The sequence below is a fragment of the Spirosoma koreense genome (assembly GCF_054777875.1).
In genome coordinates this window covers 831,566-856,153 of the sequence record NZ_BAAHAC010000029.1, presented here as the reverse complement: position 1 = coordinate 856,153, position 24,588 = coordinate 831,566, and the positions used below count along the sequence as shown (strand labels likewise).

The following is a 24,588-nucleotide window of genomic DNA, read 5'->3' as shown; positions in this document are numbered from 1 at the left end:
GGAAAACAGAAATAAAAAGCTGGGTTGACAACTATACCCAAAGTCCCCGACCCTGGTTGAAATCATTGCCTAGTCGCTGAATGTCGCTGGCCGAATAGGTCAGGAAGCCTTTTTTTCGGAGTTCCCGTAACCGACGTTTTTCGAGCCAGGAAAGCCGGCCATCGATCAGTACTCCGAACACAATGAGTCGTTCGAGGCTCCGGCGCACGGCAAGCGGTGCCTGGAGCACCCGTTCCGGAAAGTGGCCCGTTAGGGGAACGTCGCTACGCAGCTCGAAGCGATCCATCAGGGTTTCAGTGAGCAGTGAGTGAGCGTAATTGTATTGACGCTTCAAAATAGCTACGTATTGCAAAGCCTCCAGAATCAGCGGACGGAACTCTTCGTTCTTGCCCCATTCGTCGTATAGCTCATAAACAAATTCGCGTATGGTCGTGGGGGCCATAACCCGAACCTGAGCTTCGTGCAGCACCTGCCACGATGCCCAGGCATTCCAGACAGCATAAATCGGCATACCGGCCAGATCTGTCATTTGCCGAAGCGCATACCGACCGATGACCCGTTTTAGCAGAAACTTGAAGACCAGGTTACTCAGTACGGCCTTGACGATGTTGATCAGGAAAAATAGACTTAGCCCCCAGGACGGCATGTTCAGATACGGATCGATACCGAAACGCAGTACCCCGCGATTCGTTTTCTCAAGGGCAGCATCGGCCAGTGCCTGCAGGTGCCGGTCGTACTGTGCATCGTGAGCGCGCGGAAACTGGCAAATCTGCATAATGGCTTTAACTCCCCGCAGGTTGAGTGCCATGAGCAGGTTGATCTCCAGATAAACCAGCAGTATTCCGTATAAAGTGGTTATGAGCGGTAGTTCATAGGTTTTCCCGAAAAGCGTTATAGGTGTAGTGGAAAACAGATCCGGCCACATATACTGAGGCCAGTAGAGCAATAACACACCCGCCACGCCCAGCAGGGCTGCCATGCCTATGGTCACCTGTTTTGTCCGGCGGATCACGCGACTCTCCACTTCGTTCAGAACGTAGGGCTCATCGGAGGGGTGTGATGCGTCGAGTGCCTGTCGCAGATAACGCAGCGCCAGATGATCGAGCGGACCTGTGTTATCGTTCGGGGGGCGAGTGGACATCATCGTAGTACATTACAGTGCAGCTACCTAACTAAACTGCTAAACCGCGAAGGTTGTTAACAACAGCTTGTAGATAATCAGGAGACTACAGGTAAATCGCAGGTTTTGGCCGCTTTAGCTGATGCATAACCGTTGGACTCCTCATGAAACAGTTTATTTTTTTCTGGCTGCTTACCAGTAACCTACTGGCTCAGACAGTTTCTACCCCTAAATCGCCGGCTGCTCAGCAGCGTATCAAAGATGAAATGACCGATGCGGCAACAGCGTTGCTGGGCATGCTCAACGCCGATCAAAAGCAAAAGATCACGTATCCGTTCGATGATGCCGAGCGATTCAACTGGCATTTCGTTCCGAGAGAGCGTAAAGGTCTGCCACTCAAACAAATGACCGCCGAACAACGTCAGGCGGCTATGGCTATGCTCAAAACAGCCCTGAGTCAGCGCGGATACGATAAAGCGATGGACATTATGGATACCGAGAACGTGCTGCGGGTCATCGACAACCGCCCCCCCAACGATACCTACCGCGATCCTGAAAACTATTCGTTTACGATCTTCGGCGACCCGACTACGAAAACCCCCTGGAGCTGGCGTATCGAAGGACATCACCTGTCGCTTCAGTTTCTGTCGGTAACCGGTCAGGTGCTGGCACAGACGCCTACCTTCTTTGGAAGCAATCCGGGTATACTGGAATATGACCCGAATATGGCCGACAAACGCATGGGCGATCCGCGCGTGAAAGACCTGCCGCAAAAAGGTCGACAGATTCTGAAGCAGGAAACTGAACGGGCCTTTGCGCTACTGAAAACCCTGGATACCGATCAGAAAAAGCAGGCTATCCTGGCTGGAGTGGCCTATCCGGAAATCGTTACCAGCAACAAACGCACGGCATCGCTGGAAAAAATGGACGGCTTACGCTACGCCGATATGAAAGCTGATCAGCGCAAACTGTTTATCGATCTGCTACAGGCCTACCTGACCAATTACCGCATTACGCTGGCCAAACAACAAATGGATAAGCTGGAGAAAGCTGGATTGGATAACCTACGGTTTGCCTGGGCAGGCGACCTTACCCCCGAACTCGGCGAAGGCAAAGGCTGGTACTACCGCATTCATGGACCGACCATTCTGATCGAGTACGACAATACGCAAACCAATGCCAACCACATCCATACGGTCGTTCGGGATCTGACCAACGACTGGGGTGAGGATTTACTAAAGGCGCATTATCAGAACGTTACTCATAGCAAGCCCTGAGGCCGTTTAACAATTTTTAAGCATCAATTAAGCCGGTTTCTTCTTAATTTGTAAATATTTTTTGTTATCAATTCATGAAGAAACTCCTTATCAGCGCATCGGTCTGCCTATGTTCGGTAGCCGCTATAGCGCAAACACCGCAGCAGTGGTATCTGCTCGATAAAACAGATAGCACTGCTGGTATAAGCGTCGATCGCGCTTACCGCGAACTTCTTAAAGATCGTAAACCTACGCCCGTGGTGGTGGCCGTCATCGACGGTGGTGTCGATACCACCCACGAAGATCTGCGTCGGGTTCTGTGGGTCAATCCGAAAGAGATTGCCGGAAACGGGAAAGACGACGACAAGAATGGATACGTGGACGATGTTCATGGCTGGAATTTTATTGGCGGAAAAGACGGACGTAACGTGACCTACGAAACCGCCGAAGTAACCCGCCTTTATGCGCAGTTGAAACCGAAGTACGAAGGGAAAGACCCCAAGTCGATTAAGCCTGAGCAACAGAAAGAATTTGCCCTCTACAAGAAAACCAAGGCCGAGGTCGAAAAGAGCCAGTCGCAGTATAAGTCGCAGTATCAGGGTATCAGCCAGTTCTACGCACAATATTCGTCGGCTGTCAATACCCTGAAGAAAGCGCTGAACGTAACGAAGCTCGATACAATGACGCTTCGCAAAGCGGCTGATACCTTATCGGATGCGAATCTGAAACGGCCCGTAACCGGTATTCTGCGGTTGCTTCGTCAGCAGGGGGCCGCGGATGCGGATGTGGTGATGAGCGAACTCGAAAAGGCCAACGAACAGCTCAAATCCCGCGCGGAGTATAGCTACAATCCTGATTTCAACGCTCGTTCGGTTGTCGGCGATAATCCGAACGATGTTAATCAGCGTGATTATGGCAATCCTGACGTATCGGGTGAGCGCCCGGATCATGGCACGCACGTAGCCGGAATCATCGGTGCCGACCGCACCAATAACCTGGGTGTAATGGGCGTGTCGGATGCCGTACAAATCATGGGCGTACGGGCCGTACCCGACGGCGACGAACGCGATAAAGACGTGGCCAACGCCATCCGGTATGCCGTCGACAATGGCGCGCAGATCATCAACATGAGCTTTGGTAAAGGCTATTCGCCCCAGCGGAAAGCCGTCGAGGACGCCGAACGGTATGCGCTCTCGAAAGGTGTATTGCTGGTGCAGGCTGCCGGTAACGATGGCAGTGATATCGACACGGCCGCCAACTACCCGTCGCCCCGCTACATGGACGGTACCAGCATTCCAAACGTCATTACCGTAGGGGCCAGTGCCCGGCAGAACACGGCAGAACTGGTCGCCAGCTTTTCGAACTATGGAAAGAAAACAGTGGACGTATTTGCACCGGGTAAAGATATTTATTCGACCGTGCCGGGCAGTAAATACGAAATGAACAGCGGTACCAGTATGGCTTCACCCGTAGTAGCGGGCGTAGCTGCCGTACTGAAATCGTACTTTCCTAAACTGACCTACGCCGATATCAAGCGGATTATTCTGCAGTCGGCTACGCCCTATTCGACCAAAGTGCAACGGCCCGAATCGGACGCGACGGTCGACTTCGCTTCGCTATCGAAAACCGGTGGTATTGTTAATCTCTACGATGCCGTTAAACTGGCCCTGGCTCAGGAAGCCACTGGTAAAGCGAAATAATCGTAAAAGCAAAAAGATACGAAACGGGCCATTTCCTGCTGAGGAAATGGCCCGTTTTTGTTACCACCAAGCAGACGCCTGAAGCCATTACTGCTTACTGATCTGCCTGACACCCAGCCGCTGGGCTTTTTCGTCTTCGACTACCACAAAAAAGACTCCTCCCGGCAAACGGGTTACGTCCATCGTGGTTGAATAGGTGGTTCCATCTCGTTGCAGCGTCGCTGTGCCGATGGTCAGGCCACGCAAGTCGACCAGCCGGAGCGTAGGCGTGCCCCGAAGCGAGGTAGAAGCTGATACCGAAACGGTTATCTGTTGAGTAGCCGGGTTCGGGTACACGTTCAGAGTACCTACGCTGGAAACGGGCTCGGTCGCCAGAATAGTAACGTAGACCTCGTTCGAGATGACTTCCCCACATCCGTTTACGCTGCCTTTCACCGAGTAGCGTCCTGTTTTTGTTGCACTGTAGGTAGAGCCGACGGCCCCCGAAATAGCTACGCCGTCGAGTAGCCACTGGATGTTGCTGACTGCATTAGTCGACAGGATATAGCTGTCGAATGTAATGGTCGGCGTTACTGCGTTGCGTACGCTTACAGCCACGGCCGATGACCGAACGGGTAGGCAGCTATTAGCCACCTGAACGGCGTAACTACCGGCGGAAGAAACCTGAAGCGTACTGCTCGTTGCTCCCGAAATCAGCTGACCGCTGTTATACCACTGATACGAAAGTCCGGTTCCGGTGTTCGCCTGCAGCGTAGCTGTCGAACCCTGGCACAAACTCACCGACCCGCTGGGCGTGATGGTTGCTGTAGCCGCTGCACCGGTGGTGGGCGTTACTGCCGTCCGCTGCGGGCTCGGGCAGTCGAGCGAGCGTACTTTGATGTTGTAGAGGTAATACCAGGCATCGGTCAGGGTGTCGGTCACGGTTGAACTGCGGGCGTAAAGCGATCCTTTGATCGTGACGATAGGCGCACCCGTTGAAGTTTTCAGCTGATAGGGAAAGCCACTAACCCCAGCGTTAGAGCGGAAAATAGAAGCGCCGTTGCCGTATTCGATGGTGATCTGATAATTGCCCGCTTCCGGGATGTGCAGGTTCAACGGATAAACCGCGCCCGGATCGTTCGGATCGTCGACTAACTGCCCGTTGGAAGTCGCCGTCAGGCTCTGGTTGCGCGTGGGCGTAACATCCAGCGTAACGCTGGAAACCGCCGTATTATCATACTTCCGAACCGTAAAGGTCAACTGACCCGCAGTACCGATGTAGAGTCGGGCGCTTTCAATCGTCAGCGGTACTGCCGTCGTAATAAGCGGAGACGGGCCGAAATTGCCGCTGTAGGTACCGCCCCCAAACGCTTTCTTGTCTACCGGCCCGATCGTTCCTGAAAAGTCGTTCAGTGTGGCGTAAAACTGTCCGCTGGCCGGAATCAATTTGACAGAAGTCTGATTGCCTACCGCCAGAAGGTTGCCACCCGTAGGAGCATCGTACCAGAAAGCAGCTCCACCGCCCGTGTTCTGGAGCGAGATCAGCGTGTCGCTGCCGCAACGCGTGGCCGTAAAGAGGCCAGTCGGCGCTGTGGCCGTAGTGCGGGTTTCGGTAACCGTATTGTTGGTCGGATTCTGGTCAGTAGTTAAATTGGTCGAGACAACGAACTTGTACGATTGCCCGGAGGATAAAGTGATTGCCGGGCTCTGAAGCGTCAGTAAGGCATCGCTGAATGGCGCAATCGAAGGAACTGTACCGGTTAAGGTTGCAAGTTCTGCGTTATTGGCGTCCGTAATTTTTACCGTAACGGGTATATTCGTTTGAGTCGCCGTGCCGTAGCTGCGAATCCGGACACCTACGGTTATGCTGGTGCTGGATAAGCCGCAAAAACTGGCTTCGGGCGAAATAAGCGCTATGGCTCCTACGTCATTACTGGTCTGCACTACATTCAGCACATAATCCTGGGTTTCACCGTTGCCATACGATCCGCAGGCATTGACTGCGTTTGGATCGGAGGTTTCTGTCGCGACGACCCGCAACCGGATCAACTGACCGACAGTCACACTGGCCGGAACCGTTACGTTGGCTGTAAATACACCTGTATTGGCCAGCACTCCCGACGTGACCAGCGTCTCGCCTGTTTCTAGAAATGTTCCATTCGCGTTCCAATCCGCAAACGCTTTCACCACGACATTCTTCTGAGCGCCACAAGTGCCCAGCGAAACCGTAAGCGGAATTACCTGCCCGGCCTGAATGGTCGTTGTTGTCTTGGTAAAGTCGGTGTAAGCCGTGCAGCCATCCGGTCCGGCCTGATTGATGCTGCCGAACTGAACCCGGCTGATTCTGGTGTCGGCCGTTGAGGTCGGTGCCGATGCGCAGTAAGCGGTACCGCCGATTCCGCTGACAATCAGAGCGTAATCTTGTTGATTGTTCCGGAGCGTATTCTTATGCGTAACGGCGATCGTGTACGTTTGCCCTGGCACGGCATTGTCGATACGGATCTGTTCAATGTTGTCGCGGATGTTGTCGCCGGGTGTAGCTGCGTTAGTCGGATTCGCCGGGTCGAGCGTCCAGGGCTGGCTGGTGGTTTTTCCGTCGCTGACCCGAACGTCCAGGTCGTTTACCAGTTTGGGGGTCCGGTCGTTCAGCGCAGTCGATGCCGTACCCGCCGGATCGTTCCAGCCAATACTGACCACCAGCGGGCCGCGGCCCGAGGCAACCACCTGAAGGGTATCGCGCTGTCCCTGGGCAAGGGTCCGTTCGCTCAGCAGGTTGCTTTTGTCGGTATTGCCGATCACACGGGCGGCCCGTTCGGTGTTAAGCATACCCCAGCCGTACTGGTAATCCGGACCGGGCGTCGTGCCCGTTTCGTTGGCTGTATGAATCACCAGGCCCCGCAGTGTAGATGAGCGCATGTATTTTCCGGCGTTAAGCTGAGCGTAATATTCCTGCAGAAGTAGCACCGAACCCGACACGTTTGGCGAGGCCATCGACGTACCGCTCAGGGTTTCGTAGGCATTATCGCTGGCCGAATTACCAGATAGCACACTCACGCCAATGCCGACAATATCAGGTTTGATCCGTCCATCGTCGGTAGGCCCCCAACTGCTGAAGTCCGCCAGTTTGGCATCGCCGGGATAATTATAGCCATTGGCTGGTGCACTGATCGCTCCAACCAGGAGTATGTTCTTGGCGTTGCCCGATGTACTGATCTGATCATACCCCATCTGGTTGTCGCGGGGTGCCGTACTGATTTTCTTATTGTAGTTCACCAGCAGATAGGGCTGTCCATCGCCGGGATAACTGCCGTGATCATTGCCCGCCGACTTGACCATCAGGTAATAGGGAGCGTTGTTGGCGATCTGATCCCAGCTTTGGGCACTTCGGTCATACAAACCAAATTTGTAGTCATACGTCCGGCTCACGGTCGTGTCGCCATACCACAGCCACTGCGTCGTGCCGGTCTGATCGGGGTTGTATTGGAAACCAGCCGTAGTGCCGTAAGAGTGATTGGAAACCAGCAAGTTAGGGGCGGCTGCTGTCATTTCCGATACGTCGCTGTTAAAATCCCAGGCCTGGAGTTTAGCGCCAAACGCCATCCCTCTGGCCTGCGGATTGACCCCCGCACCGATCATGGTCGTGGATACGTGCGTAGGGTGTTCTTCGTCCGAAACGGTCGTTGACGCTTTGTCGACCTGCGTAACCCGGCCAGCCAGTTCAACGTGGGTAGCCCGTACGGCTCCGCCATCCCAGATTCCCAGCTTTGTCTGCACCGACGCGCTGCTGCCTGATAAGTTCAGGCCTAAACTACCACCCGAATATAAGGCTGCGGTACCAGTCAGAACCGCCACCTGCGCATTGCCGACATGAGTATTATAATACAGCAGATTACCGTAGGCGTCAATGCCCGCCAGCATCAGCACCTGGCCATTGGAACGCACCTCGCGGACCGGGCGACCCAAGAGTTTGGCTAGGGAAAGCGCCCGGCTATAATCAGTTTCGTAGGTTTTCTGAAGCGTTTGCCGAAGGGATTCTATTCGCTGGCGCTGGGCGGCTGAGTAGGGGAGTGGTTGCGCCAGGGAAGCTGTAATCCCCAGGAAGAGAAAAAGCCCACTGAACAACCCGCTTTTATACGCATGTAAACGTTGTAGCATAATCAGTAAAAATCAGGCCGATAGCCGACCAAGCATGAAGGAATATAAACAATACGAAAAAGCAGGGGACGCTGTTGCGTTAGGGCCTAATGTTAAAATAAGTTTAATCTGTGATATGTAACTAGTTTTCCTGCTTAACCGATGGTACTGATAACAAAAAATAGTATACGGCATCTATCCCCTTTCGCTGCGCTTGTTCATGTAAGTAGTCAACGTGATGTGCCGGAAATATGGTAGTACCAGCTGGCGTAATAAGGAATGATTTGGTATAGAAAATGTAGTTCTTGTTTCGAAGACCGATGGCCGATACAAACAACTTGAAAATAAAAGGAAACAGAAACGGTTTTCTGCCGCCAATCAGCAGATCATTAAATACTTAGGCCGTATTTTAATTTCGTGTCTATTAAACGTTACGCTTCGTAACTTGTCCTACCCGTATAGCCAATCGCTGAAGTGTATGGACAAACTCATTAAACGGCAGCAAATCCGCTACTTATTTTCACGGGCTGGCTTTGGTGCCACGCCCGCCGAACTGGACGATGCGGCTCGGAAATCCCTGCATAAGACAGTTCGCCAACTGTTCAGAGACAGTGAATCGGTTGTGCCGCTCCGCGTCGTTGAACCTGAAGAAAACGAATCCAAGAAACAACTGCGTGGATTAGTACGGGATGGGCAGCTCGACAAGGAAATGCTCAAAGAGCGTATCCGGGAGAAGGCCGAAAAAGTGCGCGACCTGAATCTGCAGTGGCTCGACCGGATGGCTGTCGGCCAGGGGGCGCTTCGTGAAAAAATGGCGCTGTTCTGGCATGGCCACTTTGCCTGCCGGACCATGGGTCGTAATCCGCTTTTCATGCAGCAGTACGCCAACACGCTCCGGCAACATGCACTCGGTCGTTTCGGTGATCTGCTGATGGCGGTTTCTAAAGAACCGGCCATGCTCCAGTTTCTGAATAATCAGCAGAATCGGAAAAATGCGCCCAACGAAAATTTTGCCCGCGAGGTGATGGAGTTGTTTACGTTGGGTCGTGGCAACTATACTGAACACGATATTAAGGAAGCGGCCCGCGCGTTTACGGGTTGGCAGTTTACGCCCGAGGGGGAGTTTGTGTTTCGGGAGCGCGTTCACGACGAGGGCGAGAAAACCATTTTCGGCAAAACCGGCGCTTTTAGGGGGGAAGATGTGGTGGCCATGCTGCTTGAGCGGAAGCAAACGGCGCGGTTCATTACGGCAAAAATCTACCGCTTTTTCGTCAATGAAACCGAAGATCCGAACCGGATCGATGACCTAAGCGAACAGTTTTACCGAAGCCAGTACGACATTGCCGATCTGATGGAGACCATTTTCAATGCCGACTGGTTCTACGACGCTAAAAATCTGGGCGCTCACATCAAATCGCCGGTGGAGTTGCTGGCGGGGCTTCGTCATACGCTTGGGGTGCAGTTCGATCAGCCACAACCGCAGATTTTTGTGCAGCGTACTTTGGGGCAACTACTTTTCTATCCGCCTAACGTAGCCGGCTGGCCGGGCGGTAAAAACTGGATCGACTCATCGAGTCTGCTGTTTCGGATGCAACTGCCGAATTACGTGCTGAAAGCGGCCGACGTGACGGTAAGGCCTAAAGAGGATGGAGATGTGAACACCCAGCTGCTGGCCCGAAAAGGTGCCAATACCTTTCGTACGACCGTAAACTGGACGGATTTTGAAGCTGCTTTCGCAAAAACATCCGATACTGAACTGATCGATGCGCTTTCGGTAACCCTGCTGCCGTTTCCCCTTCGGCCGGAGCAGCGAACCTTACTCGAAAAACAAACAAAGCCTGGCCAAGCCCGGTCCGAAAAAATTCATGTCTTAACGGCAACGCTGATGAGCCTGCCCGAATACCAATTAACCTAAACCGGGATGTAGCTGATTGTAGAGATTACTCTGATTCTAGCCGCGATTTGGCTGGAATTAAAGTCAGAGCGATCCTCAAAATCAGCAGAATCCCGGTTCCGACAACCATGAACCGCAGAGACTTTCTTAAACAATCGGCGCTGACAACGGCCGGAACGATGCTGATTCCCCATTTTCTGAAAGCTTACGAAGCGCAGATGCTGGGACAGGTGTCGGCTCCATCCGGTAAAATTCTGGTGATCGTGCAACTGTCAGGCGGGAACGACGGCCTGAACACGGTGATCCCGTACCGTAACGATATTTACTACCGTGAGCGCCCAACCATTGCCATCCGACCCGAGAAGGTACTGCCGCTCAACGACGAAATTGGCCTGCACCCGGCCATGCAGCCGCTGAGAGCGCTGTACGATGAGGGACTTCTGACCGTCGTCAACAACGTCGGTTATCCAAACCCCGACCGCTCGCATTTCCGGTCTATGGACATCTGGCAAACTGCCAGTGATTCGGATCAGTACCTGCGGACGGGCTGGGTGGGGCGCTATCTGGATGCAGCCTGTTCGGGCAAGGCGCAACAACCGTTCCGGACGATTGAAGTGGACGATACGTTGAGCCTGGCCATGAAAGGGAACTCCCTGAATGGGCTGGCCGTCCTTGATCCCAAAAAACTATATAGTCAGACCCGCGGTAGTATCATAACGGGGCTAACTAACGAGCACACCGTGAATACGCATGAGCCGGAGCCTGTAGCCTATCTCTACAAAACACTGGCTGAAACCGTATCATCGGCGGAATACGTCTACGATAAAGCGAAGGTGTACACCAGGTCGACGACCTATCCGAACCACGAGTTAGGCAATCGGCTTAAAACCGTTGCCCAGTTGATTCTGTCGGGTGTTGATACCAGTGTGTATTATGTATCGATTAGTGGCTTCGATACCCATATCAATCAGCCGGGCCAACAGGAGCGGCTTCTGGGTCAGTATGCCGACGCGGTTGGGGCATTCATGGCAGACCTGAAAACCACGGGTCGTCAGAACGATGTGATGCTGATGACTTTTTCGGAGTTTGGCCGACGGGTGAAACAAAACGCCAGCAATGGTACTGACCACGGCACGGCCAACAACGTGTTTCTGATTGGGGGTGGGCTACCGACAAAACGAGTGCTAAACGAAGCCCCTAATCTGACGAAGCTAACCGATGGCGACCTGACCTACTCGGTCGATTTCAGGCAAATTTACGCCACGCTGCTCCGCGATTACCTGGGGGCTGATGATGTGGCCATTTTGGGTCGAAAATTCGATGGCGTGAAGATTGTATAACGGCTAAGGAGCAGGGCGTCGCTTAGTGAAAATGGGAACCGTCCTCTAACCCCTGAATGTATCTTTTAAATCAGAGCATTCACTTAAGTCGACGGAATATGCAGGGCTGCAGCAATTGTTTTAGTGCCCATATTTAGCTTTAGCCTACTTTATATTGCTCGCACCGTTGTTCGACTCCTTGCTCAATGCCTTGTTCAAGTCCTTTTCCTATGCCTCGTCAATTGAACGTTCTGCGGTTGTTATAGCTATCAGGCCGGTTTGGATCGAAACCTTACGAAAAATAGTCACTACTTCATCCTTTGTCAGGTTTGGTGGAGTCTGTGCACTATTTCTGCGGGCAGAAATACCTGCAAGAAATCGGTCAGAACATCCAACCGGGAAAACGATTCTTTGAAAAATTTGGCATGTGGTTTTGCGGGAGACATGAATACATTTACATGACTTTGTGTAATGTATTGGTTTCTTTGCCAGCGATCAATTCGCTTGTTCATCCCGAATAAAATTTAGCCGTTGCGGTGCGTGATTCTCCTCTATTCTGCGTTATTTCGCAGAACGAGTAAATTCATAAGCTTCTGAATGGTAGGTATTATCATGGGTAGCCTCTCCGACCGAAAGGTTATGCAAGAGGCCGCCGACATTCTGACTGAGTTGGGCGTGGCGTGGGAAATGGATATCGTGTCAGCCCACCGTACACCCGAAAAAATGGTCGACTATGCCAAGACAGCCCGTAACCGCGGGATTCGGGTCATTATTGCCGGCGCGGGCGGAGCCGCTCACCTGCCGGGCATGGTGGCCTCGTTGACAACGCTGCCGGTTGTTGGCGTACCGGTTAAGTCCAGTAATTCGATTGATGGCTGGGATTCGGTATTGTCTATTCTGCAAATGCCTGCGGGCGTGCCTGTCGCTACCATGGCGCTCGATGGGGCTCGCAACGCCGGAATTCTGGCAGCACAGATCATCGGTACGTCGGATGCCGAAGTGGCTCGTCAACTAGCTCATTTCAAAGAGAATCTAAAGGAGAAAGTGGCTGATATGAGCCGTCAATTAATGAATAATGTATAATGATTAATGAATAACTGAAGGGAGACAGCCTTCCAGACGATTGCTCATTATTCATTGCCCATTATTCATTATTCATTAAATATATGGAAACCGATAACCAACCATCCAACCCGCGTCAGACCGGAAATACCAGTTTACCTGCTATCACGCTCATTGCGCTGGTTGGCCTGATTGCCGCCCTGCTCTATATCGGCTACGGCTACATTTCAGATAACACGGACGGTTCTGATGAATTGACTTCTGTGCCACTCGATACGGCAACCCAGCAGCCACTGGCACAAAACGATCCGGAAATGCTGATGGCCCCGCAGGAAGCGGACACTTCGTCGCAACCAGCTCCCGTCGATCTTTCGGAAGCTACTCCGCCTGCCGATGCACCCGAAGCAAATCCGAAAGCCGAAGAAGTAGCCGAAGACAATCGTGAAACGACCGACGGCAAACCTGCCCCCGCCGAAAAGCCAGTTGCGGTAAATACGGAGAAGCCGAAGGTCGAAGAAAAGAAAGTCGAAAAACCCAAAGAGGAAAAGGCAAAGTCTGAAAAGCCCAAGGAAGAGGTTGCCATTGTGAAACCCAAAGTAAAACCGGGTGGCACGGGCAGTACGTACACAGTCGGAAAGGGCGAAACTTTCTACAGCGTAGCCAACCGATATAACATGAAAATCGGCACTTTAAAAGCCCTCAATCCGGATGTATCGGAAAGTAACGTGAAAGCGGGGTCGCAGTTGAAAGTGAAAGTGATGGCTGTTCATACCGTAGGACCAGGCGATGTGTTACGGGTGGTTGCGCAGAAATACGGCGTCAGTAAAGAAGCTCTGATGCGGGCCAATAAAAAAGACAAAGACATTGCTACCCGGGGCGAAAAGCTGATTATTCCTTTCCCCGATAAACAGTGAACTAATTGGTCAGTAATAAGTATCTGGTAATCAGCAGTTAATTTCAGAGGCTGACTGCCAGATACTTATCACTGACAACTATTTTTTCTCATACACCAGCCCGATCGTAAAGCGAAAATCGTTATTCTGGCGCCCTGGAACAACCAGACTTTCGTAGGCATTGGCTACGGTTGAGCGCAGGCTCGTTGCCGACGTTAGCTTTACCTGAAGGCTGACACTGGCATTCCAGCGGACGTTGTACTGCCCTAGCGCGGGTTGATAAAAAGCCGTGTGAGTGACCGTGAACCGGTCTTTGCCAAAGCCGTATTCACCGTAAAGACGCGCTGAATTTCGGAAAATATTGATGTCGTCCAGTTCGATGAAATCAGTGTATTCCTGCATAAGAACGTCGGTAATGGAGATATAAGCGCGTTTTTTGTTGAGTAGCTTATAGCCCGCACCAGCGGCTACCGTCCAGCGGTGATTGATCTGGCGAAGGTTGCTGCGCTCGTATGAGCCAAAAGCCAGATAATATAAGCGATCTTCATACCGGTAGGTGGTTCGTAAATCACCGAACCACTCACGCTCCGCCAGAATCCCGCTTTGTCGACCGTAAACAAACGACGGATTGCTCGACAGCTTGAAATAATTACTGAGTTGATAGTCAACGGCGCTGGTAAGCTGTAGGAGCGAACGATTTACGTTCCCCGCCGTAAACGTACCGTCGGCAGTGAAGCGGTATCGAAAGATGCGGGTAATGGGCTTAGCCTGTTTAGTGGTATCTACCTTTGCCTGATTAGCCGCCGTTTGGGTCGTATCTTTTTTGCTGATTTTCGCCGAATCGGGTAAAGACGGTCGCAACGGGTCGGGCTGTTCAACGATCTGGGCACCAGCCAGGTGGGTAGAAAATAAAGCTAGAAAGAGAAGGCATCGTTGAGCGTATTTCACAGAAAGAGGCATTGTTGAAGCCGCAACTTAGAAAAAAAAGATACATTTGACGACTGACCTGATGGTCAATTTAGCGTATAGCCTTTCCGTTCAATAACTCGTTTATCATGACTCGCTGGGGAATTCTAGGACCGGGCCGCATTGCCCACAAATTCGCACAAGACCTGCAAACCTTACCGGATGCACAACTCTACGCCGTCGCTTCGTCTGACCAGCAGCGGGCCGACGAGTTTGCCGGACAGTACAACATTCCCCATGCATTTGACTCCTACGAAGGTCTGCTGACACTGGACGATCTGGACGTCGTTTACGTAGCGACGCCCCACGTGAAGCACTACGAAAACGTGATGATGTTGCTGAATGGTGGCATCAGCGTGTTGGGTGAAAAACCCTTTGCCATGAATGGCGATCAGGTGCGGGAAATGGTCGAGACAGCCCGTACGAAGAATGTATTTCTCATGGAAGCGCTCTGGAGCCGGTTCATGCCCGGCATCATTCACGCCTTAGAACTGGCGCAGTCGGGCACAGTCGGGAAGGTCGTGTCCGTCAAAGCGGATTTTGGCTTTAAGGCGCCATTTCTGCCCGAAGGACGGCTTTTCGATAAAGCTTTAGGGGGCGGATCTTTGCTCGATATCGGTATTTATCCGCTATTTTTATCATACCTGATGCTAGGTAAACCTACTACGCTAAAAGCATCCGCGAATTTCGGTCAGACAGGAGTTGACGAACAGTGTGGTATGGTGTTGACGTATGCCGACGGGCAACTGGCTTTGCTGGATTGTACGCTGCTGGCTAAAACCGATTGCATTGGCCTGATTCAGGGTGAAACTGGGCAAATTCGCATTCACAGCCGCTTCCACGAAACAACTGGCGTGACGCTTCAGCCAGACGATCAGGAAGCTACAACATCTATGTTCGAACGGAAAACGCACGGCTACGATTACGAAGCGCAGCACGTTATGAAATGCCTGGCAGAAGGCCGGACCGAAAGCCCCCTGTGGTCGCTGGACGATAGCCTGAACCTGATGAATTTGCTGGATGCCGTGCGGGCCGAAGCCGGAATTTTTTATGAGTAAGGTCAACCTGTATACTGGAATCAGGGTCATGGCATAAAGAATTAGCTAAACCGATAATGTCTATGCAAACGACCGCGCTTCGTTTGGGTATATCGTGGGTATTGATCGGGTTTCTGGCAGTCACGCAGGGTTGCATCGGCTTGCTCGATCCGGATAATCACAACCGGGGCCTGATCGTATCTGAATACCCTACGGCGGTTCCAACTGACAAAAAATCGTGTTTCGATCCGAATTCGTTCGACAGCCGTCGGCAGCTACCATCCAGCGAAATTGTCATCGACAGTGATAGCGCCCTGCATGCCTACTTCGATTATGCAAGGTATGGCTACACTCCTCAAAATTTTCCGGCCGATCCTTGCCGGAACTACCAGCCCGAACCCATCGATTTTTCGAAGTATATATTGCTGGGAAATTACGCATCGGCCGGTTGTAACGTAGCCTTTACCCGGACTGTCGAGAGCGACGACCACGCCAGACAGTATGTTTATACGGTACGGGTCCGGGAGTCAGGGTTTTGTAAGCGCTTGACTTACAGTATGAACTGGGTGCTGGTGCCGAAACCGCCGGCAGGTTACCGGGTTGCCTTCCTGATTAGGTAAGTGCATACGTTTTCGTTTATCTTTTCTGCCCCTCCTTTTCTTTTTACCTTTGCGGCATGACTGATCGCTATGCCCAGCGCGGGGTTTCCGCCAGTAAAGAAGACGTTCACAACGCCATCGCCCAACTCGACAAGGGGTTGTTTCCTAAAGCATTCTGCAAAATTGTGCCGGATACGCTGGCGGGTGATCCGGATTTTTGTACGATTATGCACGCCGATGGAGCCGGGACAAAGTCTTCCCTTGCTTATCTGTATTGGCGCGAAACGGGCGATCTGAGCGTCTGGCGCGGGATTGCCCAGGACGCTGTCGTGATGAATACCGATGACCTGATTTGTGTTGGAGCGACGGGGTCAATGTTGCTGTCATCCACGATTGGGCGGAATAAAAACCTGATTCCGGGCGAAGTCATTGCTGAAATCATCAACGGAACGGAGGAAGTGTTACAAATGCTGCGCGAGCATGGCATCGACATCTACAGCACCGGGGGCGAAACCGCCGATGTAGGCGACCTGGTTCGTACGGTCATTGTCGACAGCACCGTCATTGCCCGCATGCGTCGGGATCAGGTGATCAGCAACGATCGGATTCAGCCGGGCGACGTGATTGTAGGCCTGGCGTCGTTTGGGCAGGCCACCTACGAGCGTACCTATAACGGGGGCATGGGCAGCAACGGCCTGACTTCGGCCCGCCACGACGTGCTGGCTCATTACCTGGCCGACAAATACCCCGAAAGTTTCGACTCCGCCGTCGATAAATCGCTGATCTATAGCGGTAGTAAGCAATTGACGGACGGTATTACGTCCGTTCCGGATGGCTTGACAGTCGGGCAGCTCATTCTCTCCCCCACGCGAACCTACGCGCCGGTCGCCAAAGTCCTGCTGGATGAGCTTCGGGACCAGATTCACGGGATGGTCCATTGTTCGGGGGGAGCACAGACGAAAGTGCTCCACTTTGTTGAAAACCTGCACATTATTAAAGATAACCTGTTCCCGATTCCGCCCCTTTTCCGGCTGATTCAGTCCGAAAGTGGAACCAACTGGCAGGAAATGTATAAAGTGTTCAATATGGGCCACCGGCTGGAAATTTACCTGTCCGAATCGAATGCGCAGCAGGTCATCGATGTGGCGAAATCGTTCGGAATTGAGGCTCAGGTGATTGGCCGGGTAGAGGCTTATACCGGTAAGCAGGTAACCATTCAGAGCGAAGTGGGTAAATTTGTCTATTGAGTGACTTACTTTCTGCGCTAATCGGAGTCGTAATGTGCATTGCACCTAACGACTTTGATCATGCAGAAAACTTTCACGCTCACACTGCTTGCCTGGATCATATTTGTTCGGGCAGCTATGGCGCAAACGACGCCGTTTTCTGCTTCCTGGAGTTTTGAGGGTGATCTGAGTGGAGCATCCAGTACGTCACTGGTAACGGCCAGCTCAGCCACACTAGCTAATGTTCTTGTTCCTAACGTGGGTGGTTATCCGGCTGGGCAGGTGGGCCGAACTGTCAATCTGCAAAACTGGACCAATCCGGCTTGCCCCGGTGATGAATACCTGGAGATTAAAATTAGTCCGGCTGCCAGCGTAACGATGGTGCTGACAACGTTGTCCTTTTTTTATAGTCGCTCTACTAGTGGTCCTAACACTATCAGAGTTAAAAGTAGTTTAGATGGCTATTCAACCGACATTTATACCAGCTCCATTACGGCTACCGGGACGCCTTATCAATCCGCTTCGATCAACTTAACGTCCATTAGCAGTGCCTTTGCCAGCCAAACGCAGCCGGTTTCCTTTCGTTTTTACGGTTGTGATCGAAACGCGATTAATGGAACGATGCGCTTGGATGAGATTCGAATCAATGCTACTGCGCTTCCGGTCACGCTTCTTTCCTTCACGGCGAAACCCGAAGGGGATCGAGTGCAACTGGCCTGGGCAACCACGATGGAACGGGATGCCGATCGCTTTGTAGTGGATCGTAGCAGTGATTTAAAAGAGTTTGTACGCGTGGGCGAACTCCCCGCCAACGGCACGACTGACGAACGCCAGTATTACGGACTGACCGATTTTAGCCCATTGCCCGGCATTAACTATTACCGCCTGACGCAGCTTGATTACGACGGTACTCCACATGACTTCAAACCGGTATCGGCCATTATCCGGGTCAATGAGCCGGTAGTCGCTGTATTTCCGAATCCAGCCGACCCGACTCGAATTCATTTGCGGCTATGGAAGGCCGACGATGCCCCGATTCGTTTGTTGACCCCTACAGGTCAGGTTATAAATTTCCGGCTGGAACGGCGGCAGGGTGAAGCCGATCTGCTGTTCGATCAACCTTTATCTCCTGGTTTATACTGGGTAGAAGTGCTGGTGAATGGGCAGAAAAGTGTCGTTAAAATAATTGTGCGTTAACAGTAACCCCGAAGCTCAGGCTTCGGCCGTGAAACCAACCCACTCGTGGTCACGACCGAAGCCCAAGCTTCGGGGCTACAATTAATGCTTACACTAACTCGGGCTCCTCAGACCGAACCGCTTTTATCTCTACGCGCGGTGGGAGCAGTTTGTACAGAACCGGCGTCACTACCCGAGAAAGTAACGTACTGGAAATCAGGCCGCCAATCAATACCCAGGCGAGGGGCGAATACAACGGGTTTCCTTCGATCGCCAGCGGAATCAACCCCCCAATCGCCGTCAGCGAGGTCAACACGATGGGCACGAACCGGATTTCGCCCGCTTCCTGAATCGCATCGATCAGCGACATACCTTCTTCGCGGAGATGGTTGGTAAAATCGACCAGCAGAATCGAGTTCTTCACTTCGATCCCGATCAGAGCAATCAGACCGATTACCGCTACGAACGAGAACGGATTACCGGTAAAATACAGGGCCAGCACCGCGCCAATAACCCCCAGCGGAATAACCGATAGCACAATCAGCGTGCTCTTGAACGTACCAAATTCCAGCACCAGTACCGAAATGAAGCCGAAAATGGTGATGAGAATAATGGTGCCTAAGCCGCCGAACGATTTCTCCCGACTTTCCAGCTCACCGGCCGCTTTGTAACTGAAACCGGTTGGAAACTTCATTTTATCCAGCTTCGACAACACGCCATTGAACACATTATCGACCAGATAGCCCGTTTTTACGAAACCCGTTATCGTAACATACCGATCTTTGTCGTAGTGGCGAATCTGATTCATGCTGCTCTCGAATTCCAGATCGGCAATCTGACGCAGCGGAACCGCCGAACCCGTCAGGGTATTGACATAGAGATTGTTCAAAACGCGCTGGTCGGCGAATTTTCCTTTTGGAAGCGTTACGTTGATGGCGTAATCGTCGCCGTTAGGTTCTTTAAACGTGCCTACGTTCAGGCCAGCGACAGCCAGGCGGATAGTTCGGTTTACGTCCCCAATCGAAATGCCAAGTAAGCCCGCTTTTTCTTTGTTGATCCGTATCCGAAGATCGGTTTTCTGGTTCGCGAGCGGGTTATTTACGTAGATCAGGCCGGGCGTTTGTTTGAACGCTTTCTCGACCCGGGCAGCCATGACCTTCAACGAATCCAGGTTTTCGCCAAATACGCGAACAGCTACGGGCGCTTCCTGATCGGGGCCCTGCTCGAAATCTTTTACTTCTATTTTGGCATTCGGGTAGTGGGCAAATCGCTCGCGTAGTTTGTCGATCAGCACGCGTTTGTCTGCCGGTTCGATGTCGACCAGCTGAACATAAAACTGCGCGTAATTGGGCGATTCGTTCCGCTGAATGATGTTGTAGTAAATGCGAGGCTGGCCACGTCCTACGTTTGTGGTCACGTATTTAACGTCGGGTTCTCGTTTCAGAGCACCCTCGACATAACGCGCGACACGGTCGGTTTCGGAGAGACTGGTACCATCTGGTGTTTCGATATTGATCAGAAACTGCGGTTTTTCGGAAGATGGAAACAGCGCAAACCCGACGATTTTAAACATATACAGCGCTCCGGTAAACAGGATCCCCGCTACCAGCAACGTCACAACCGGATGACGCAGGCCCCAGTGCAACAGGCGGCTGTACGATCCGCTGATGAGCCGTTTCAGCGCCCGCATGAAAATATTCCCTTCCGGATTGTGCTCTTCTTTCAGAATCCGGCTCGACAGAAACGGTACAATCGTCAGCGAGACAAACAAAGAAGCCAGAATGGTCGTCACGACGGCCATCGGCAGCGACCGGATGAAGTCGCCGGACGCTTCGGGCAGAAACAGAAGCGGCAAAAAGGCCAAGACCAGGGTAGTCGTGCAGCCGATAACAGCCAGCGTAATCTGGCTGGTGGCTTTGATGGCCGCTTCCCGCTTCGAATAGCCATCGCGCAAATACCGCTCGATATTCTCGACTACCACAATCGAGTCGTCCACCAGAATACCCAGCGCGACAATCAGACCGACGATGCTTAACTGGTTGATACTGAAGCCAAGCAAATCGAGCCCGGCCAAGCCAATGGCCAGCGACAGTGGTATCGAAATCATGACGACTACTGCAGCCCGGAAGCCGAGCGGGAGCAGAGTCAGTGAAACTAGTAGAATCGCCAGAGCGAAATCCTGAAGAAAATGGTCGAGTCGTTTGTTGACGCTGACGGTCTGGTCGAAATTTTTGACCAGCGAGATGTAGGGCGGTAAGGTTTTAGCAAATCGGTCGATAACCGGATTCAGCTGCTCACCCACTTTAGCAATGTTTTCGCCCGTTTTTTGACCCGCCGTCACAAGAACCGCTCGATGGCCATTCAACCGGGTAATGTGCGTTTCGTCTTCGTAATTAAAGTCGACATCGGCTACGTCGCGCAGGTAAATGATTTTCTGACCGTTAGTCGATACGATGGTGTTCCGAATCTCTTCGAGCGACTGATAATCGCCCGCGGTTTTGACGTTGAACTTCCGGGTTCCGGCCTGAATATTTCCACCCGGAATGTTGAGGTTTTCGGCCTGCAAGGCACCAATCACCCGGTTGACCGGTATGCCATTCTGAGCCATCCGCTCGATATTGAGCGACACCCGCACGGTGGAGGCCGGGTAGCCCCAGTCTTCAGCGTTTTTCAGGCTTTTGATTTTCTCGAACTCTTTTTTGAGATCATCGGCATGCTCTCCCAGTTCTTTCGCCGAAGCCACTTCCGACAGCAGGGCTACCTGCACGATGTTCACGTCGGTGGGCGAGAACTTTTTGATGTCGATGCGGTAGATGTCCGAAGGTAATTCAGCTTTCAGGGCGTTTACCTCCCGGATCACTTCCTGGTATTTTTCTTCGGGATCGACCCCGTAATCGTAATCCAGCCGGAACACGGCCAGCCCGTCATCTACATTGGTAATGACGTGTTGCATGTTCTCCAGCGCGTTGAAGCGCGCTTCGCCCGGATCGACGACCAGCTTTTCCATATCGAGAGCGTCGGTGCCGGGGTAAATTACGGCTACGGAAAAGCTGGGGGCGGTAAATTCGGGGTCTTCGCCCCGCGGCATGTTCAGCAGCGAGTTGACCCCAAGAGCGGCAACCCCCAGAAACAGCACCAGCATGAACTGCCAGTTTTTGACAGAAAAAGATGATAAATTCATTTTAGTGAAGAATGAAGAGTGATGAGTGAAGAATAGAATCAGGCTACCGAAGTATTTGGTAGCTTGTCTGTTTTACGAGAAGATTTTGATGATTCCTGCGCCAAATTCTCCAGCGCTGTTTTTTGAATCGATCCGAGAATTTTCACCAGTTCTTCGCAATCAGCTAGCATCGATTCGAAGGTTTTCTTATCAAGGTAGTCTGTAGCGCCTAGTAACCTTAACCAATATCTTGTTTCGCGAGCTTCCTTATAAGCTAATCCTGTCTTCGCAACAAATTCTTTTTTTGTAAGTCCACCTGTTGCCTCCTCAACGTTAGAACCAATGCTGGTGCCGCTTCGTAAGACCTGGTCTGCCAGTGAATAAATGCGATGTTCTCTACACAGCCATTGATACATTCGAATAATGCGTATAGAAAAGTTGAAAGACTTGGCCTGAATGATACTTTCTTTATCCGACATGGCTATCATCATTTATTCTTCATTATTCACTCTTAATTCTTCACTAAAACAGTAGATTCTTCCGTCAAGAAAGCGGAGCCCGCCGTAACCACATCCCTGATGCCAGACAAGCCGTTCGTCAGCAGTACTTTATCGTTATCCAGAAATCCGACCTGAACGGGCGTTTTGCGAACATGTTTCCTGTCATCGGCCAGGACATACACGAACCCTTCTTTGCCATTTCCCTCGACAATCGCTTCGACGGGAACGAGGCTGTAACTCCGGCTTTGGGCGGGCGTGAGGCTTACTTTAGCGAATAGGCCGGGAGCGAATTTGACCGAGCCCGGATTGATGCGAACCTCCACTTCATAGAGCTTGTTGACCGGGTCGGCCGCCTGCGCCAGTTCGCTGACGGTACCTGTGAAGGTGCGGCCGGGATACGCTTCGAGCGTGATGCTGGCCCGGTTGCCAAGCCGTAGCCGCGCCCAGTCTTTGTCGGATACACCGACGCGTACGACCCAGTCGCTCTGCCGGTTCGACGAGATCTGGTATACCGATGCACCAGGCGAAATAAACTCCCCGGCATTGACCATTTTTCGGGTGACGGTGCCGTCGACGGTCGAGCGGATCTGGGCATAGTTCTTATTAAACTGCGCGATGGTCAGGTTCTGTCTGGCGACGTTCATGCCGGTTGTGGCATTCTGAAGTTGTTCGAGCGTGGCGGCCGTATCGGCATATAGGCTCTTGACCCGGCCCAGGTCGCGCTCGGCTTTTTCGTTGGCTAGTTGTGCCTGACTCACCTGCGCATTAATTTCCGTCAGGTCGAGGGTCGCCAGCAATTGGCCTTTTCGGACTGGTTGCCCTTCTTCGACCAGCATCTGGTTGATAATACCGCTGACTTTGAAGGAGAGCCGTGCTTCCTGAGCCGACGAGACCAGCCCCGAAGCAACGACCGGCTCAGCCCGGACTACCGTACTGACGGGCGCCAGCTTGACCGAAACAACGGATTCGTCGGGGCCTTCCGCCGGTTTTTCGGCTGACCCCTGACCTGCTTTGCTGCCGCAGGACCAGAGCGCGGCAGCCAGAAGAACGGAATAGAGAAGCTGTTGTAATTTCATAGACTTATTGATTTGCTAAGGCTGATGTTATGACATCATTATCCATTATTCATTCTACATATCCATTGTTACTGCCCCACAGCCACCGCTCGGTCGAGGGCGGCTCGCTTGACGAGTACATCCGTGCGGGCCACCAGATGCTGGAGTTGAGCCGTTAGCCGGTCGTTCTGGTAGCGCAAAAACTCGATCAGCAGCGATTGTCCGTTGCGGTATTTGCTATCGATGACCCGGAAGGTCTGGTCGGCATTGATAACCCCGCTTTGGGTAGCTGCCAGGCTTTCGTTGGCCGCGTCGAGATCGTAATAAGCCTGTAATACCTGCAACTGAATCTGGCGCTGGGTTTCGGTCAATTTTGTCCGGAGCGCGTCGGTCTGGATTTTGGCCTGCTGAATCTTCGACCGTTTTTCGTAACCGCGAAACAAATCCCACTGCAGTCCTACCTGCGCGACCAGATAAGCCTGGTTCTGAAACGTGTAGCCAAAGCCTTGAAAACCAGTATTTCCACCGATATATACGTTCGGAATTTTGGCATTCGCTTCGTTCAGTTTGACGGCCGTACGGGCGGCATTGAGCGAGTTGGTCAACTGGGTTATCTCCTGTCTACCACGCAGAGCCGTCTGTTGTAGATCGGCCAGCGTTTCTTTCGATTCGGGCAGGATTTTAGTCAGCGACGAATCGACATCGACGGCAGCGGTCAGTTCGCGGTTGAGGATGAAATTGAAATAAGCGCGGGCGCTTTCCCGGTTTTTCTCCGCTACGGCCAGTTGCTGATCGACTTTGCTGATTTCGTAGCGGGCTGAAGTGACGGCTTCTTTGGTGGCTACGTTGTTGCTGACTAATTTTTCGTTTAATCGAGCCAGTTCATTCAGCACCTTGCGCGAATTTTCGAAAATGCGGATGGCGTCGAGGGTTTGCAGATACTGGTAATAAGCGGTTGCAATATTGTAACGCAGCTCATTTTCCACAACCCGTTTGCGCGCTTCTTGGGCGGAGAGTAGTTGCTTCTGAATGAGGTAATTATACTGGATATCCGTGTTGAACAGCGCGTACTGAACCGTCAGCTTCGTATCGTGAAAGTTGTTGGGAGCCAATAACTGATTGACGTTCTCGATATTCGTCGGGAAGCGATCCGTACCGATCAGCTGATTGAGAGTTTTATAAGCGGGATTGAGTAAATCACCGACCGGAAATTCCAGCCGACGCCCACCAGCCGCCACGGAATATGTCGGGTTGAACGCAATCCGTGGGTAAAACAGCGACTTCGCCTGATTGATCGATTCGGTCACCCGACTGATCTCGAATGACTCCTGTTTAAGCGCCAGATTATTTGCCAGCCCTTCGTGGATGTAAGCATCCAGAACGGTGGATTGCGGAGCGGGTTGAGCTGATCCGGCAAGCGGAATCAGCAAACTTAAGTAGCGAATGTGCCTGTTAATAAATTTCATGATCGCATCTCAATTAATGAACAGTGTTTAGTGTATTCGCAAAAAA

At 52.2% G+C, this 24,588-nt stretch carries 17 protein-coding genes; 10 read left to right on the top strand and 7 right to left on the bottom strand.

All coding sequences use genetic code 11. The features are described 5' to 3' along the window. Positions 1-31 precede the first annotated feature (31 nt). Complete coding sequence (locus ACYVC2_RS31440) at positions 32-1,144, bottom strand: LBF_2804 family protein (RefSeq protein WP_461109511.1); 1,113 nt, start codon at positions 1,142-1,144, stop codon at positions 32-34. Positions 1,145-1,284: 140 nt separating this feature from the next. On the opposite strand from ACYVC2_RS31440, the gene ACYVC2_RS31435 reads away from it, so the two are divergent. Further along, positions 1,285-2,397 (top strand): DUF3500 domain-containing protein, encoded by a 1,113-nt coding sequence (locus ACYVC2_RS31435; protein WP_461109509.1) that lies wholly within the window; start codon positions 1,285-1,287, stop codon positions 2,395-2,397. Between the two features lie 74 nt (positions 2,398-2,471). After that, positions 2,472-4,076 (top strand): S8 family peptidase, encoded by a 1,605-nt coding sequence (locus ACYVC2_RS31430; protein WP_461109507.1) that lies wholly within the window; start codon positions 2,472-2,474, stop codon positions 4,074-4,076. Between the two features lie 87 nt (positions 4,077-4,163). Here the strand turns inward: ACYVC2_RS31430 and ACYVC2_RS31425 are convergent, their stop codons facing one another. After that, the gene (locus tag ACYVC2_RS31425; protein WP_461109505.1) at positions 4,164-8,210 is read right to left on the bottom strand and encodes a S8 family serine peptidase; all 4,047 of its coding nucleotides are present in this window, start codon (positions 8,208-8,210) and stop codon (positions 4,164-4,166) included. A gap of 457 nt (positions 8,211-8,667) precedes the next feature. On the opposite strand from ACYVC2_RS31425, the gene ACYVC2_RS31420 reads away from it, so the two are divergent. The 4 genes from ACYVC2_RS31420 to ACYVC2_RS31405 all read left to right on the top strand — a co-directional run bounded on the left by ACYVC2_RS31420 (position 8,668) and on the right by ACYVC2_RS31405 (position 13,378). Further along, complete coding sequence (locus ACYVC2_RS31420; RefSeq protein WP_461109503.1) at positions 8,668-10,104, top strand: DUF1800 domain-containing protein; 1,437 nt, start codon at positions 8,668-8,670, stop codon at positions 10,102-10,104. A gap of 107 nt (positions 10,105-10,211) precedes the next feature. Beyond that, positions 10,212-11,423, top strand: coding sequence for a DUF1501 domain-containing protein (locus tag ACYVC2_RS31415; RefSeq protein ID WP_461109501.1), 1,212 nt, complete (start codon positions 10,212-10,214; stop codon positions 11,421-11,423). A 576-nt stretch (positions 11,424-11,999) separates the two neighbouring features. Next, entirely contained in the window at positions 12,000-12,485 is a 486-nt protein-coding gene (purE, locus tag ACYVC2_RS31410; RefSeq protein WP_461109499.1) for a 5-(carboxyamino)imidazole ribonucleotide mutase, read from the top strand. Positions 12,486-12,568: 83 nt separating this feature from the next. Next, a complete protein-coding gene (locus ACYVC2_RS31405; RefSeq protein ID WP_461109497.1) occupies positions 12,569-13,378 on the top strand; it encodes a LysM peptidoglycan-binding domain-containing protein in 810 nt (269 codons plus the stop codon). Positions 13,379-13,456: 78 nt separating this feature from the next. Here the strand turns inward: ACYVC2_RS31405 and ACYVC2_RS31400 are convergent, their stop codons facing one another. Beyond that, entirely contained in the window at positions 13,457-14,317 is an 861-nt protein-coding gene (locus ACYVC2_RS31400) for a DUF481 domain-containing protein (protein WP_461109495.1), read from the bottom strand. 95 nt (positions 14,318-14,412) lie between these two features. Between ACYVC2_RS31400 and ACYVC2_RS31395 the strand changes: the two genes are divergently transcribed. The 4 genes from ACYVC2_RS31395 to ACYVC2_RS31380 all read left to right on the top strand — a co-directional run bounded on the left by ACYVC2_RS31395 (position 14,413) and on the right by ACYVC2_RS31380 (position 18,382). Then, positions 14,413-15,381 carry a Gfo/Idh/MocA family protein gene (locus tag ACYVC2_RS31395; RefSeq protein ID WP_461109493.1) on the top strand — a complete coding sequence of 323 codons (969 nt, stop codon included), beginning with the start codon at positions 14,413-14,415 and terminating at the stop codon, positions 15,379-15,381. Between the two features lie 62 nt (positions 15,382-15,443). Then, positions 15,444-15,980, top strand: coding sequence for a hypothetical protein (locus tag ACYVC2_RS31390; protein ID WP_461109491.1), 537 nt, complete (start codon positions 15,444-15,446; stop codon positions 15,978-15,980). A 56-nt stretch (positions 15,981-16,036) separates the two neighbouring features. Next, positions 16,037-17,206, top strand: coding sequence for an AIR synthase related protein (locus ACYVC2_RS31385; protein ID WP_461109489.1), 1,170 nt, complete (start codon positions 16,037-16,039; stop codon positions 17,204-17,206). A gap of 60 nt (positions 17,207-17,266) precedes the next feature. Then, on the top strand, positions 17,267-18,382 hold the full coding sequence (locus ACYVC2_RS31380) for a T9SS type A sorting domain-containing protein (RefSeq protein WP_461109487.1): 1,116 nt from the start codon (positions 17,267-17,269) through the stop codon (positions 18,380-18,382). A gap of 88 nt (positions 18,383-18,470) precedes the next feature. Here ACYVC2_RS31380 and ACYVC2_RS31375 read toward each other — a convergent pair whose 3' ends face one another. The 4 genes from ACYVC2_RS31375 to ACYVC2_RS31360 all read right to left on the bottom strand — a co-directional run bounded on the left by ACYVC2_RS31375 (position 18,471) and on the right by ACYVC2_RS31360 (position 24,542). Further along, positions 18,471-21,542: an efflux RND transporter permease subunit gene (locus ACYVC2_RS31375; RefSeq protein WP_461109485.1), complete on the bottom strand. Its 3,072-nt coding sequence runs from the start codon at positions 21,540-21,542 to the stop codon at positions 18,471-18,473. A gap of 38 nt (positions 21,543-21,580) precedes the next feature. Then, entirely contained in the window at positions 21,581-22,000 is a 420-nt protein-coding gene (locus ACYVC2_RS31370; protein ID WP_461109483.1) for a four helix bundle protein, read from the bottom strand. A 32-nt stretch (positions 22,001-22,032) separates the two neighbouring features. Continuing rightward, complete coding sequence (locus ACYVC2_RS31365) at positions 22,033-23,097, bottom strand: efflux RND transporter periplasmic adaptor subunit (RefSeq protein ID WP_461109481.1); 1,065 nt, start codon at positions 23,095-23,097, stop codon at positions 22,033-22,035. A 68-nt stretch (positions 23,098-23,165) separates the two neighbouring features. Beyond that, positions 23,166-24,542: a TolC family protein gene (locus tag ACYVC2_RS31360; RefSeq protein ID WP_461109479.1), complete on the bottom strand. Its 1,377-nt coding sequence runs from the start codon at positions 24,540-24,542 to the stop codon at positions 23,166-23,168. Positions 24,543-24,588: the final 46 nt, after the last annotated feature.